A 13645-nucleotide genomic window follows, 5' to 3' on the forward strand; every position below is an offset into this window, starting at 1 on the left:
CCCGAATATAGGCTTATTAGAGAAATTCACGTTTTGTGGAGGGTTCGGCTACAGCAGGCCATGGCGCATGGCGGTGGTCACCGCGGCCGTACGGTCCGCCACGTCGAGCTTGTTGAAGACCCGCAGCAGATGCGTCTTGACCGTGGCCTCGGAGATGAACAGGCGCCTGCCGATGTCGGCGTTGGTCAGCCCGGCGGCGACCAGGCGGAGCACCTCGGTCTCCCGGGCCGACAACGCCGGCGGTGCCGGACTGCGCACCTGCCTGACCACCGTCGACGCCACGCTCGGCGCCAGCACCGTCTCGCCGCGGGCCGCCGCCCGGACGGCGTCCGCCAGCTCCCGCGGCGAGGCGTCCTTCAGCAGGTAGCCCGAGGCACCGGCCTCGATCGCGCGCAGGATGTCGCGGTCCGACTCGAAGGTGGTCAGCACCATCACCCGCACGCCGGGGGCGGACGAGAGGATCCGGCCGGTGGCCTCGACCCCGTCGCCGCCGGGCATCCGCAGGTCCATCAGCACGATGTCGGGGCGCTCGGCCAGGGCCAGCTCGACGCCCTCGGCGCCGGAGGACGCCTCGCCGACGACGGTCAGGTCGGGTTCGGCGTCGAGCATGCCCCGCAGCCCCATCCGCACCACGGGATGATCATCGACGAGAAGGATGCGGATCACGCGGGAATCTCCAGTTCGATCGTGGTTCCGGAAGCCGGGTCGCTGCGGACGGCCAGCCTTCCACCGACCTGCGCGGCCCTCGACCGCATCCCGGCCAGGCCGTAACCGTCGGCGGCCGCCGGATCGAAGCCCCGGCCGTCGTCCCGCACGACGAGCCGCACGGCATCGGGCGCATAGGCGAGCACCACCGCCGCCTCCCGGGCGCCGGCGTGCCGCCGCACGTTCGTCAGCGCCTCCTGGGCCGCGCGCAGCAGTACCACCTCGACCCGGGTGGGCAGATCGCGGGCATCGCCGGTCAGGCGGAACGGGGCGGGCACACCGGTCTCCTCGGTGAATCGGAGCGTTTGGCGGCGTACCGCGTCCGGAAGTGTCCCGGAAGCCAGAGCGGTGGGTGAGAGGGCGGCGACGAGGGCCCGGGACTCCGCCAGGTTCTCCCGGGCGGTGCGCACCGCCAGCTCCAGCCGCTCGTCGCGCAGCGCCGGGTCGGCGGCCTGGATCAGGGTGATGATGCTGGTGAAGCCTTGAGCGAGGGTGTCGTGGATCTCGCCGGCGAGCCGGGCCCGTTCGGCGGCGACCCCGGCCTCGTGCGAGAGCCGGCCCAGTTCGGCCCGGCTGGCCTCCAACTCGGCGATGAGACGGAGCCGTTCCCGGCTCTGCTCCAGCGCCCGCATGATCCAGAGACCCATGCAGATCCCGGCGCCGGTGGAGATCGCGGCGATGACCAGGTCGATCCCGATGCCGGCGGGATCCACGTGGTACTCGACCGCGACCGGCACCAGGTTGGTCCCGACGACCAGCGGGATGGCCTGCCGGACCGGGACCGTCTGGAAGATCATCGGGATGACCGCGAACATCAGCCAGGTGCTCAGCGGCACGTGGTAGATCGCCACGCTGAAGAGGGCGATCTGGAGGAGCACCACCGACAGGGACACGAGGTCCTCCGCGTCGCGCACGATCAGCGGCCGGCCGATCAGCAGGTGCACGAGGACCATGGCGCCGAGCGCGACGAGAGCGATCGCCCGGTTCCGCGGCTCGGCGCCGGCCACGAGGAGGATCGCGGCCGCGACCGCGGCCGCGATCACCGTGAAGTACAGATCCCAGAGCCAGGCCGACGGCGTGGGGTCGTCGGCGGGGGTCACTTGTCGCGACCGCTCCACCGGAACGTCACCAGGCACAGCACCAATCCGATCACACACCACACGCCGAGCGCCATGGCCACCGTCCCGAGCTGCCAGGTGCCGCCGATCTCACCCGCCTGCGCCTCGTCCGGCAGGAAGACGTAGCGGAAGCCCTGCGCCATCCAGCGGACCGGGAAGAGCGAGGCGACGTTCTCCAGCCAGTCGGGGAGTTGGCTCATCGGGTGGATGAAGACGCCGGAGACGAACTGCAGCGCCACCACCGGCACATTGAGGATGGCGCCGGCGTTGCGGGCGTTCTTGACCAGGCCGCTCACCGCGACGCCCAGCATCGAGCAGGCGATCACCGCGAGCAGGAAGATCCAGCCGAAGGTCAGCCAGTGCGCCGCGTCGGCCGGCAGCGGCATGTCGAAGACCAGCACCCCGAGCAGGATCAGCACGGCCGCTTCGGCGACGCTCAGGGCGAGGACCAGAAGGGCCTTCCCGATGAGGTACGCGGTCGCGGGCATCGGCGTTCCGCGGAGGCGCTTGAGCGTCCCGTCCTCCCGGTCCATCGCGAGCCCGGCGCCCATGGTGACGAACGCCGTGTTCAGGATGCCGTAGGCGATCATGCTGGCGGTGAAGACCCGGCTGACCGCGACCCCGGAACCGGTCGACTCGCTGCCGAAGATGGTGCCGAAGAGCAGTAGGAGCAGCGCGGGGAAGAAGAAGGTGAAGATCACCGCGGTCCGGTCCCGCAGGAACATCAGGATCTCGATCCAGCCCCGGCTCGCGCTCATCGCAAGGGTGCTCATCGCTGTGCTCCGATCAGGTTCAGGTAGGTGTCTTCGAGGGTGGGCCGGGTGATGGTCAGCGTGCTGAGGTCGGCGCCGCTCGCCACCAGGCCGCGGATCAGGTCGCTCGGGTCGGAGACCTGCTCGGTGCGGGCCGTGCCGCCGTCCATCCAGCTCACCCGCGCCTGGCCGGCGCCCCGGCCGCCGAGCGTGGCCGGGGTGCCCTCGGCCACGATGCCGCCGCCGGCCATCACCGCCAGACGGTCGGCGAGAGCCTCGGCCTCGTCCAGGTAGTGGGTGGTCAGCAGGATGGTGGTGCCGTCGCCGGCGAGGGTGCGGATCAGGTCCCAGAACCGGCGGCGGGCCTCCGGGTCGAAACCGGTGGTGGGCTCGTCGAGGAAGAGCAGCTCGGGGCGGCCGACGATGCCGAGGGCCACGTCCACCCGGCGGCGCTGTCCACCGGAGAGGGTACGGATCTTGGCGTTCCGCTTCGCGCCGAGCCCGACGAGCTCGATCACCTCGTCGCTCGTGCGCGGGTCCGGGTAGAAGCCGGCGATGTGCCGGACCATCTCGTGCACGGTGAGGTCGGCCGCGTCGTCGGCGTCCTGGAGCACGATGCCGATCCGGGCGCGCCAGGCCGATCCGGCCCGGCCCGGGTCCTCCCCCAGCACCCGCACGTCACCGGCGCTGCGGCGGCGGTGTCCTTCCAGGATCTCCACCGTGGTGGTCTTGCCGGCGCCGTTCGGGCCGAGCAGCGCGAAGATCTCGCCACGGGCCACGACCAGGTCGATGCCCGCGACCGCGTCCCGCCCGCCGTATGTCTTACGTAGTCCGGTTACCTCGATGGCTTCCATACATCAGATCGTGCTCGTCTCACCGGACGCGAGGGACGACCGCGCGGCTGTCACCGGCTGTCCACCGATCGATGGACAGCGGCCTCACTCCCAGCGGAATCCGCGGGCCGCCAGAGCCGGCCAGACGATCGCCCAGGCGGCCAGGGCCAGCCAGATCCCAGCCGGGACCGCGTCGCCGTGCATCAGGGTCGCCCGCAGCGCCTCGGCGTGCGCGGCCAGCGGCAGCAGGAACCAGCCGGCCGCGCCGAGGGCGGGCGCGCTGAACATGATGCCGCCGATCGACAGCATCACCACGTAGATCAGTGTCGCCGCGCCGGTGGTCGTCTCCGGTTTCAGCACGCTGGCCAGCAGCAACGCCAGCCCGCTGTAACCGGCGGCGGCGAGCACGGTCACCCCGAGCGCCGGGATCAGGGCGCCGGCCTCCGGCCGCCACCCGACCGCGAGACCGACCAGCGCGAGCACCAGCACCTGCACGACGATCTGGGCGAGCACGGCGGCGGTCTTGGCCAGCAGCAGCCCGGGCCGGGTCAGCGGGGAGGCGCCGAGCCTTTTGAGCACGCCGTAGCTGCGCTCGTATCCGGTGGTGATGGCCTGGCCGGTGAAGGCGGTGGACATCACGGTGAGCGCGAGCACCCCGGGGACCACATAACCGAGGCGGTCATCGGTGGGCAGATTGGTGACGTCGAAGAGGCCGGCGCCGAGCATGACCAGCAGCGGCACGCCCATGGCGAGCACCACGGCCTCACCCCGGCGGGCGGTCAGCAGCAGTTCCATCCGGATCTGCCGGCCGAGGATGGTCCGCATCGGCGCGCGGCCCGGAGCCGGGGCGAAGGTGCCGCTCACTGGGCTGCTCCAACCGGTGTCTGCGTGGTCAGGGAGAGGTAGACGTCTTCGAGGGTGCGGCGGCGGGTGTTCACCGCGGTCACGTCGGCGCCCACGCGCGCGAACCAGGCCAGCACCTCGGCCAGTCCGGCGGTGTCCAGCGAGCCGGTGATGGCGTACTCGCCGGCGGAGGTCTCGGTGACCGTGCGCCCGGCCCGCAGTCCGGTCAGGTCGAGCCCCGGATCGGCCCGCACCTCCAGCACGTCGATGCCGGCCGCCGAGGTCAGCTCGGCCGGGGTGCCGGTCGCCGCCACCAGCCCGGCCCGCATGATCACCACGTCGTCGGCGAGGCGCTCGGCCTCGTCGAGCAGGTGGGTGGTGAGCAGCACCGAGACGCCGTCGGCGCGCAACTCCTCGATGAGCTGCCAGGTGGTGTGCCGGGCCTCGGTGTCCATGCCGGCCGTCGGCTCGTCGAGGAAGACCAGCTCCGGGCGGCCGACCAAGGCCACCGCGAGGCTGAGCCGCTGCTGCTCGCCACCGGAGAGCCGGCGGAACCTGGTCCGCTCGAACTTTCGCAGGCCGAGCCGGTCCAGCAGCATGTCGGTGTCGAGCGGGTTCGCCGCGAACGAGGCGAACAGCCGCAGGATCTCACCGGCCGTGGCCCACGGGTAGACACCACCGGACTGCAGCATGATGCCGAGCCGCGGCATCAGGGCGTCGTGGTCGCCGACCGGGTCGAGCCCGAGCACCCGCGCCTGGCCGCCGTCCGGCCGCCGGAAGCCCTCACAGACCTGGAGCAGACTGGTCTTACCGGCGCCGTTGTGCCCGAGCAGAGCCAGCACCCGCCCGCGCGGCAGGCGCAGGGACACCCCACCGACGGCCGTCGTGTCGCCGTAACGCACCACGACGTCACGCACCTCGACCGCGGCCGCGTCGCCACCCACCATGAGTCCGCCCATCCGAGAATCCGCCACCGCCACCATACGGTGGTCCCCGCCCGGCCCCGGCCGGGTGGTGTACGCCGATGGCCTGTCTCACCTTCTCCCGGCTGCCGCCCGGACGCCTCCTACCTGAGGCCGCTCCGGCTCCACCGCCGGTAGTAGCCTCGGACGGATGGGCGTCGTGCAGATCTACACCGACGGGGCGTGCGCGCCGAATCCCGGCCCCGGCGGGTGGGGCGCGGTGCTGCGCTGGGGAAGCTCCGAGAAGGACCTCTGCGGCGGCGAGGCGAGCCGGACGACCAACAACCGGATGGAGCTGATGGCTCCGATCCGGGCGCTGGAGGCGCTGACGCGGGCCCCGCTGACGGTGGAGATCTACACCGACAGTGTGTACGTGCGCAACGGCATCACGCAGTACATGCACAACTGGAAGCGCAACGGCTGGCTGACCGCGGCCCGGCAGCCGGTGAAGAACGTCGACCTGTGGCAGCGGCTCGACGAGGCGGTCCGCCGGCATGAGGTCACCTGGCACTGGGTGAAAGGGCACGCCGGCCACCCGGAGAACGAACGGGCCGACCAGCTGGCCACCCGGGGTCTGCGCGAGGCCGTCGCCGCGGCCGGCTCGACGGGCTGAGACCGTCAGGTGCGCGGGCGGGGCACCTTGGCCCGGGCCACCCGGTCCGGGGGCAGCCGGTAGGTCGCGGCCTGGACCAGCTCGTCCGGCACGGTGTGCCGGCCCTCCCGCTGGGTGGGCACGCCCGCGACGCCCTCCGGCCCGAGCGGAACGACCTCGGGCGCGACGGACCGGCGGCCCGCGGCCCGCGCCGCCGTGCTGAAGACGTTCCGGGTCGCGGCGTCGTACCCGGTGCGGTACGCCTCACGCAGGTCAGGCCCGTTCTGCCGCCGCTGGTGCAGACGGCCGGCGGCATATCCGGTGCAGGCCATGAGGGCGGCCGCCAGAACGATGAGAAGGATGGTGTCGCCCGGTGCGGTCATCCTTCGATTGTGACGAATCGGATAGACCAACAGCTATGGCCCGTTTGACGTACCCCGGAGGAATTAGGTCAAAGGCTCAACTCACTTTGCGTGACAGCTCGGTGGCCCCCTCCCCGCCACTCCACATCTGAACTGGGCCCACGTGAGGACGACCCGTTAACCGTCAGTTACATTCTGCCCGGAGGGTGTGATCCGCGCGGCACGACAGCGGGCCCGGGACACGGCAAAAGCCCAGCTCAAGATTGAAATGGTCGCCCTGTGCAAGGAAGCGACGATAGATCACAAGTTGACACCTTTACGCGTGGAGCGGGACGGTACTTCCGATTGTCCTCGTGACAACGATGGCATTGGACGATGGGGAGAGACCATGCGCACCACACGACGCGCCCTGGCGGCCGTCGTCAGCGCCGCCGCACTGCTGGTGGCGTCCGGCTGCGGGGCCGGGGAGGACGACGCCACGGCCTCGACGGTCGAGGTCTTCACCTGGTGGGCCGAGGGCGGCGAGAAGGCCGGACTCGACGCCCTCGTCAGCCGGTTCACCGCCGCCTGCCCCGGGCAGGAGTTCCAGAGCGGCGTGATCGCCGGTGGCGCGGGCGTCAACGCCAAGCAGGTCCTCAACGCACGGCTGCAGCAGAACGACCCGCCGGACACGTTCCAGGCGCACGCCGGCGCGGAACTGCTCGACCACATCAACGCCGCCCAGGTCAGCGACCTGACCGCACGCTACGAGGCGTGGGGCCTGACCGCCGCCCTCCCGGCGGGCCTGATCGAGACCCTCACGGTGAACGGCAAACTATGGTCGGTGCCGGCCGGTGTGCACCGGGCCAACGTGGTCTGGGCCAACGACCAGGTCCTCGCCGACGCCGGCATCCTGGTCGCGCCGAAGAACCTCAAGGAGTTCGTCGCCAACCTGGAGAAACTACGCCGCAACGGGATCGAGTCCCCGCTGGCCCTGGGCCGGGACTGGACCCAGCTCATGCTGCTGGAGGCGGTGCTGATCAGCGACCTGGGCTCGAAACGGTTCAACGGCCTGTTCAACGGCGAGACGAAGTGGGACGGCAAGCCCGTCCGCACGGCGATCGACGACTTCGCCACGATCGTCGGTTACAGCAACCCCGACCGGGACTCCCTCGACTGGCCGCAGGCCGAGCAACTACTCATCGACGGCAAGGCCGGCTATCAGATGATGGGCGACTGGGTCGCGGCCGACCTCGACCAGAAGAACTTCAGCGGGTACGACTCCTTCACGTTCCCCGGCAACGGCAAGACGTTCCAGTGGCTCGCCGACTCGTTCGTGCTCACCACCGGGGCCGCCAACCCGGCCGGTGCCGAGTGCTGGCTGCGGACCGTCGCCTCCCCCGAGGGACAGCAGGCCTTCAACGCGCGTAAGGGCTCCATCCCGGCCCGCACCGACGCGCCGACCGTGGGCTTCACCGATTACCAGATCGAGGCCGTCGAGGACTGGAAGTCGGGCACCCCGGTCCCGTCCTGCGCGCACGGCTCGGCCTGCTCGCAGCCCTGGCAGAACGCCGCCAACGCCGCGCTCGGCGCCTTCTCCACCTCGGGTGACGCCGCGGCGCTCCAGGCCGCCCTGGCCGCGGCGGCCAGGCAGTTCGTCCGGCAGCCCTGATCATCCGCCCCGGCGGCGGGGCGGCACAGCGCCCGCGGATCGGGCACGATGGAACCATGGGTTCCGAACGCGACGGCGTGCCACTGACCAATCTGGATCAGGAACTGTTCCCGGGCGCCGGGGCCACCAAGCGGGACCTGGTGGACTACCTCGACGCGGTGGCGGACCGGTTCCTCCCCGTGCTGCGGGACCGGCCGCTCTCGGTCATCCGGGTGCTTCGCGGCCAGGACCGGTTCATGCAGAAGAACCTGCCGAAATACACGCCGGACTGGGTGCCCCGGGCCACCGTCTGGGCCGAGGCCTCGCACCGCGACGTCACCTACGCCCTGGCCAACGACCGCCGCACCCTGTTCTGGCTGGGCAACCAGCGGGCCGTCGAGTACCACCCGGCCCTGACGCACGCCGGTTCACCGCACCCCACCCACCTGATCATGGACCTGGACCCGCCCGAGGACGGCGGTTTCGGTCTCGCCGTCGCCGCCGCCCGGCTGGTCCGCCAGGCCCTCGACGACGCCGGGATGGCCGGGGCGGTCAAGACCAGCGGCGCCAAGGGGGTGCACGTCTTCGTGCCACTGGCCGGTGAGCCGGCCCCCGAGGACGTGGCCGCCGCCCAGCGCGCGGTCGCCGCCCGGGCCGAGCGGATCGATCCGGCACTGGCCACCACCGCGTTCATCCGGGACGACCGGCACGGCAAGGTCTTCCTCGACGCGACCAGGGCCGGCGGGGCGACCGTGGTGGCGGCGTACAGCCCCCGGGCCCGGCCGGGCGTGCCCGTGTCGTTCCCGGTCGCGTGGTCCGACCTCGATCAGGTGGCGCCTGGTGACTTCACCGTCCGGACAGCGCCCGGCCTGCTCGGTGACCGCGATCCGTGGGCCGAGGCGATGCCCGCGCCGCAGCGGCTCGACCCGGGTCTGGTCGCCGAGGGACACACCATCCCCGTCGCCCGGGTGCAGGCCATGCACGAGGGCAAACGCCGTGCCCGCGCCCGCCGGGAAGCGGCCGGCGAGGGGTAACCGCTACCGTGACGGCCATGCGGGCGTACGCCGCGGGGAGTAGCCGCGTACGCGGGAGGCGTCGATGACGGTGACAGCGGCGCGACGACGCGCCGGACAGCCGGGCGACAATAGCGTCCCCGGCATGACGAGGAACTTCACCGCAGCCGCCGCCGCACTGACCCTCCTCGGCGTTCCGGCCGGGCTCGCGCTCACCCGCGGCGACACCCGGGTCGTCATGACCGGCACGCTCGCCGTCGCGCTCGCCGGGCTGGTCCTGCTCACCCGCCGGTGGCCGCTGGCCGTGCTCCTGTTCACGATCCTGACCCTCACGGCCTGGCGGATCTCGCACCTGATCGAGGCCGGCTGGCTGTGGCCGGCCACCGCCGCTCTCGTGGCGCTGGTGATGGAGGGCCGGCTCTGGACCGCCGTGAGCGCCGCGGCGGTCACTTTGGCCTGGGGCCTGAACTGGGACATCTTCGTCGATCCGCACGGACCTGACTGGGTGCTCACGCGAGTCGGCGGGGAGGCGCTGTGGGTCGCCGCCGCGCTGGCCGCCGCGACCGCGTACCGGAACACGCTCCGCTGGCGGACCGAGGTCGCGCACCGGCTCGCCCATGACGAGCGGCAGCGGGAACTGGAGGCCGGCCGGCGGCGGGCCGAGGAGCGGGTGGAGATCGCCCGTGACCTGCACGACGTGGTCTCGCACACGCTCGCCGTCGTCGGTGTGCACCTGAACGTGGCTCTGGATGCCTTCGACACCGAGCCGGACGAGGCGAAGGCGTCGCTGAAACTGGCCCAGGAGGTCCGCGGCCGGGCCATGACCGACCTGAAGGCGCTGGTCGGGGTGCTGCGCGAGGGCGCGCTCCCGACCCTCACCGGCCTGGACCGGCTGCTCGGCCAGGTGCGCGAAGCGGGCCTGGCGGTCTCCTTCAACGAGGTCGGCGACCCGGTCGAGGTGCCGGCTCCGGTCGCCGCGGCCGTCCACCGGGTGGTGCAGGAGTCACTCACCAACACGGTCCGGCACGCCGGCGGGGCGACCAGAGTCGTGGTCACCCTCCGCTACGGCCCGTCAGACGTGCTCGTCGACGTGCGTGACGACGGGCCGGCCGGATCCTCGCCGGCGCCCGTCACCGAGGGGCACGGGATCTCCGGCATGCGGGAGCGGGTGGCCGCGCTGGGCGGCACGCTCACCGCCGGGCCCGGGCCGAACGGATTCACGGTACGAGCCCGCATCCCCGTCACGGAGCGCCCATGACCATCTCGGTCCTTCTCGCCGATGATCAGCACCTGGTCCGCGCCGGCTTCCGGAGCCTGCTGCGACGCGGGCGGGACATCTCGGTGGCCGGCGAGGCGTCCACCGGCGACGAGGCGGTCCGGGCCGCCCGCTCGCTGCGCCCGGACGTGATCCTGATGGACATCCGGATGCCGGGCATGGACGGCATCACCGCGACGAAGCGGATCCTGGCCGCGGACGGCGAGCCGGCCGCCGTGGGCGGCGGACTGCCGAAGATCATCATCCTGACCACCTTCGAGACCGACGAGTACGTGTTCGCCGCCCTCGCCGCCGGCGCCAGTGGCTTCCTCACCAAGGAGATCGACCCGGAGGGCCTGCGCACCGCGGTCCGGGTCGTCGCGGGTGGTGACGCGCTGCTCTCCCCCAGCGTGACCCGCCGGGTCGTGGGGCAGTTCGCGCACCGCCCCGTCCCGGCCGCCGCCACCCCGGGCGGCGACCGGCTGGCCGTGCTGACCGAACGGGAACGGCAGGTGGTCGGGCTGGTCGCCACCGGCCTGTCCAACGACGAGATCGCCCGGCAGCTCATGATCAGCCCGCTGACCGCGAAGACCCACGTCACCCGGGCGATAACCAAGCTGGGCGTCCGTGACCGGGTGCAGCTGGTGATCGTGGCCTACCAGGACGGCCTGGTCGGTAACTGATCGTCCGGATCTCCTCAGGACAGCCCGTACCGGCCCGATCTCCCGTTTACCCACCTGTCCGAGGTGGCGATCGGAGAAAGGGGCGAGCGGATGGCAGTCGACACGACGGTCGATGACCCGCGCGCGGCACGCCGCTGGGCGCGCAGCAGTGCCGCTGTCGGCGCTCTCCTCACCATCCTCGTCGCGCTGGTGGTGAGCGGAGTGGGCGGGCCGGCGGTGGCCCTCGCCATCTCCAGCTGGGGCCTGCTGGCGCTGGCCGCCGGCGCGTCCGCCGCCTGCCTGTGGCGGTCGCGTGGTTTCACCGGCCGGGCCCGCTGGGGCTGGTCGACGCTCGCCACGGGCCTGCTTCTCTGGGGCCTGGGCCAGTTCTCCTGGCTCGCCGAACGGGGAGTCGCCGGAGCGCCCGAGGGCCTGTTCGGAGTGTTCAGCAACCCCGGCCTGATCGGGCTGATCGTCCTCATCCCGGCGGGCCTGCTGATCCTGCCGAGCGCTTCCCAGCCGATGGCGAACCGGCTGCGCAGCGTCCTCGACGGCCTGCTGATCGCCTCGTCACTGATCCTGGTCGCCTGGGTCTTCGTGATGGACCCGAACCTGGAGTCCGGAGCGCACCGGTCGTCCTTCTACCTCACGCTGGTCTTCCCGCTGACCGACATCGTCATCGCCACCGTGGTGGCGTACATGCTGCCGGCCCAGCGCCGCCGCCATGGCTGCGGCTCCGACCTGGCGTTCTTCGGCGCCGGCATGGTCGCCTTCGCGATCACCGACGTCGGGCACGTCTATTTCGAGCTGATCGGTGACTCCGGCGCCGCCGCGGTCGTGCACCTGGCCGCCCTGGCCGGTTACGCCCTGATCCTCATGGGTGCGATCCGGCCCCGGCAGCGCTCGGCCGCGCCGCTGAACCTGCCGCCGGGTGTCTGGAACAACGCGATCATGATCCCCTACGTGGCGGTGCTGGCCGCGCTCGCGTCCAGCGTGATGTTCCACGTGCAGACCGGGCACAACGACCCGTTCGTCACCTACACCCGTTCCTTCCTCATCCTGCTCATCGTCGGCCGGCAGGTGCTCACCCAGTTGGAGAACCGGACCCTGACCCGCACCCTGGAGAGCCGGGTCGCCGAGCGCACCGCCGAACTGCACACCCGCGAGCAGTGGTTCCACGCCCTGATCCGGCACAGCTCGGACGTGGTGACGGTGATCGACGCCGACGGGATGATCCGCTACCAGAGCGACTCGATGCGGCGGGTGTTCGGCTACGAGCCCGAGGTGTTCCTCGGCCGCCGGTACACCGACCTGGTCGACGCCGAGGTGGCGATGCGACTGAGCCAGGCGATGCGGCGGGTGGCCGCGCGCCCCTACTCGACGGTCACCCTGGAGGTCGTGCACACCCACCGGGACGGCCGGAAACGACCGTCCGAGGTGATCATCACGAACCTGGTGGACGACCCGCATGTGGCCGGGTTCGTGCTGAACACCCGCGACATCAGCGAGCGCAAGGAGCTCCAGGAACAGCTGCTGCACGAGGCGTACCACGACCCGCTGACCCAGCTGGCCAACCGCGCCCTCTTCCGCGAGCAGGCCGCGACCGCGCTGCGCGAGGCCGGCGCAGTGACCGTGCTGCACCTCGACCTGGACGGCTTCAAACGGGTCAACGACAGCCTCGGCCACCTCGCCGGAGACCAGCTTCTGGTGCAGATCGCCGACCGGCTCCGCGGTTGCGTGCGCGACGGCGACCTGGTCGCCCGGTTCGGCGCCGACGAGTTCGGTGTGCTGCTGATCGGCGCGGACGAGGTCGAGGACAGCGCCGCCGAGCAGGTGGCCCGCCGGATCCTCGCCGACCTCGACGCGCCGGTGCTCGCCGGCACCCGGCAGATCCACGTCCGGGCCAGCATCGGCCTGGCCGGCACCCGGTCACTTCCGGACACCGCCGACAACGCCGGCGACCGGGCCGAGCAGCTGATGCGCAACGCCGACCTGGCCATGCACCACGCCAAGTCGGGCGGGGGCAACGTCGTCGCCGGCTATCACGCCCGCATGCGGGAGGGCCTGGTCGAGCGCCTGGAGCTGGAGTCCGACCTGCGTGCCGCCGTGGAGAACGGTGACCTGCGCCTGCACTACCAGCCCCTGGTCGATCTGGCCTCCAGCCAGGTGATCGGCTTCGAGGCGCTGGTGCGCTGGCCGCACCCGACCCGCGGCATGATCAATCCGCTGGACTTCATCCCGATCGCCGAGGCCACCGGCCTGATCGTGCCGCTCGGCCGCTGGGTCCTGCACGAGGCCTGCCGCCAGGCGGTCGAGTGGTCCACCGCGGCCGGCGGCCGCCCGCTCAAGATGTCGGTGAACGTCTCGGTCCGCCAGTTCGACCGTGCCGACCTCTCCGAGGTGGTCGCCGCGGTGCTGGCCGAGACCGGCATGCCCGCCGACCGGCTGTGCCTGGAGATGACCGAGAGCGTCCTGATGACCGACACCGACGCCAACCTGGAGCAGTTGGTGCGCCTCAAGGCCCTCGGTCTCACCCTGGCCATCGACGACTTCGGCACCGGCTACTCGTCGCTGGCCTACCTGCGCCGCTTCCCGGTCGACACCCTCAAGATCGACCGGTCGTTCGTCGAACGTCTCGGCGTCATCGCCGACGACACCGCCCTCACCGACACCATCGTCCGCCTCGGCAAGAGCCTCGGCATGGCGACGGTCGCCGAGGGCATCGAGGAATTCGGCCAGCTCGCCGCGCTGCGCGAGATGGGCTGCGGCTTCGCCCAGGGCTACTACTTCTCCCGGCCGGTCCCGGCCGCCGAGGCCGGCCGCCTCTTCCTGGAGGGCGCGGCGGTCTGACCTTTCGTACGACCTGCGAAAGCACCGCCGAACCCCGGCCGGCACGCGTTTACACCTGACCCGGGACC

13 protein-coding genes are annotated in these 13645 nt (G+C 71.7%); 6 read left to right on the forward strand and 7 right to left on the reverse strand.

The genetic code is table 11. From position 1 onward, the window contains the following. Positions 1–48: 48 nt before the first annotated feature. The 6 genes from QLQ12_RS22105 to QLQ12_RS22130 form a co-directional block, all read right to left on the reverse strand. Complete coding sequence (locus QLQ12_RS22105; RefSeq protein WP_282762183.1) at positions 49–666, reverse strand: response regulator; 618 nt, start codon at positions 664–666, stop codon at positions 49–51. Continuing rightward, the gene (locus tag QLQ12_RS22110) at positions 663–1805 is read right to left on the reverse strand and encodes a sensor histidine kinase (protein ID WP_282762184.1); all 1143 of its coding nucleotides are present in this window, start codon (positions 1803–1805) and stop codon (positions 663–665) included. The genes QLQ12_RS22105 and QLQ12_RS22110 overlap by 4 nt, the downstream gene beginning before the upstream one ends. Further along, entirely contained in the window at positions 1802–2596 is a 795-nt protein-coding gene (locus QLQ12_RS22115) for an ABC transporter permease (RefSeq protein ID WP_282762185.1), read from the reverse strand. The genes QLQ12_RS22110 and QLQ12_RS22115 overlap by 4 nt, the downstream gene beginning before the upstream one ends. After that, complete coding sequence (locus QLQ12_RS22120; protein WP_282762186.1) at positions 2593–3429, reverse strand: ABC transporter ATP-binding protein; 837 nt, start codon at positions 3427–3429, stop codon at positions 2593–2595. The genes QLQ12_RS22115 and QLQ12_RS22120 overlap by 4 nt, the downstream gene beginning before the upstream one ends. An 84-nt stretch (positions 3430–3513) precedes the next feature. Next, positions 3514–4272, reverse strand: coding sequence for an ABC transporter permease (locus tag QLQ12_RS22125; protein ID WP_282762187.1), 759 nt, complete (start codon positions 4270–4272; stop codon positions 3514–3516). Further along, positions 4269–5210 (reverse strand): ABC transporter ATP-binding protein, encoded by a 942-nt coding sequence (locus tag QLQ12_RS22130; RefSeq protein ID WP_282762188.1) that lies wholly within the window; start codon positions 5208–5210, stop codon positions 4269–4271. Before QLQ12_RS22130 ends, QLQ12_RS22125 begins: the two co-directional genes overlap by 4 nt. A gap of 154 nt (positions 5211–5364) precedes the next feature. Between QLQ12_RS22130 and rnhA the strand changes: the two genes are divergently transcribed. Continuing rightward, positions 5365–5826 (forward strand): ribonuclease HI, encoded by a 462-nt coding sequence (gene rnhA, locus QLQ12_RS22135; RefSeq protein ID WP_282762189.1) that lies wholly within the window; start codon positions 5365–5367, stop codon positions 5824–5826. A 5-nt stretch (positions 5827–5831) separates the two neighbouring features. Here the strand turns inward: rnhA and QLQ12_RS22140 are convergent, their stop codons facing one another. After that, the gene (locus QLQ12_RS22140; RefSeq protein ID WP_282762190.1) at positions 5832–6188 is read right to left on the reverse strand and encodes a hypothetical protein; all 357 of its coding nucleotides are present in this window, start codon (positions 6186–6188) and stop codon (positions 5832–5834) included. Positions 6189–6555: 367 nt separating this feature from the next. On the opposite strand from QLQ12_RS22140, the gene QLQ12_RS22145 reads away from it, so the two are divergent. The 5 genes from QLQ12_RS22145 (at position 6556) to QLQ12_RS22165 (ending at position 13577) form a co-directional block, all read left to right on the forward strand. Next, on the forward strand, positions 6556–7818 hold the full coding sequence (locus QLQ12_RS22145) for an ABC transporter substrate-binding protein (protein WP_282762191.1): 1263 nt from the start codon (positions 6556–6558) through the stop codon (positions 7816–7818). A gap of 56 nt (positions 7819–7874) precedes the next feature. After that, entirely contained in the window at positions 7875–8831 is a 957-nt protein-coding gene (locus QLQ12_RS22150) for a DNA polymerase domain-containing protein (RefSeq protein ID WP_282762192.1), read from the forward strand. A 124-nt stretch (positions 8832–8955) separates the two neighbouring features. Then, positions 8956–10068: a sensor histidine kinase gene (locus QLQ12_RS22155; RefSeq protein ID WP_282762193.1), complete on the forward strand. Its 1113-nt coding sequence runs from the start codon at positions 8956–8958 to the stop codon at positions 10066–10068. Then, complete coding sequence (locus QLQ12_RS22160) at positions 10065–10748, forward strand: response regulator transcription factor (protein WP_282762195.1); 684 nt, start codon at positions 10065–10067, stop codon at positions 10746–10748. The genes QLQ12_RS22155 and QLQ12_RS22160 overlap by 4 nt, the downstream gene beginning before the upstream one ends. Before the next feature lie 90 nt (positions 10749–10838). Continuing rightward, positions 10839–13577, forward strand: coding sequence for a putative bifunctional diguanylate cyclase/phosphodiesterase (locus QLQ12_RS22165; RefSeq protein ID WP_282762196.1), 2739 nt, complete (start codon positions 10839–10841; stop codon positions 13575–13577). The last annotated feature ends 68 nt before the right edge of the window (positions 13578–13645 follow it).

The sequence above is a fragment of the Actinoplanes sandaracinus genome (assembly GCF_030009775.1).
GTDB lineage: Bacteria > Actinomycetota > Actinomycetes > Mycobacteriales > Micromonosporaceae > Actinoplanes > Actinoplanes sandaracinus.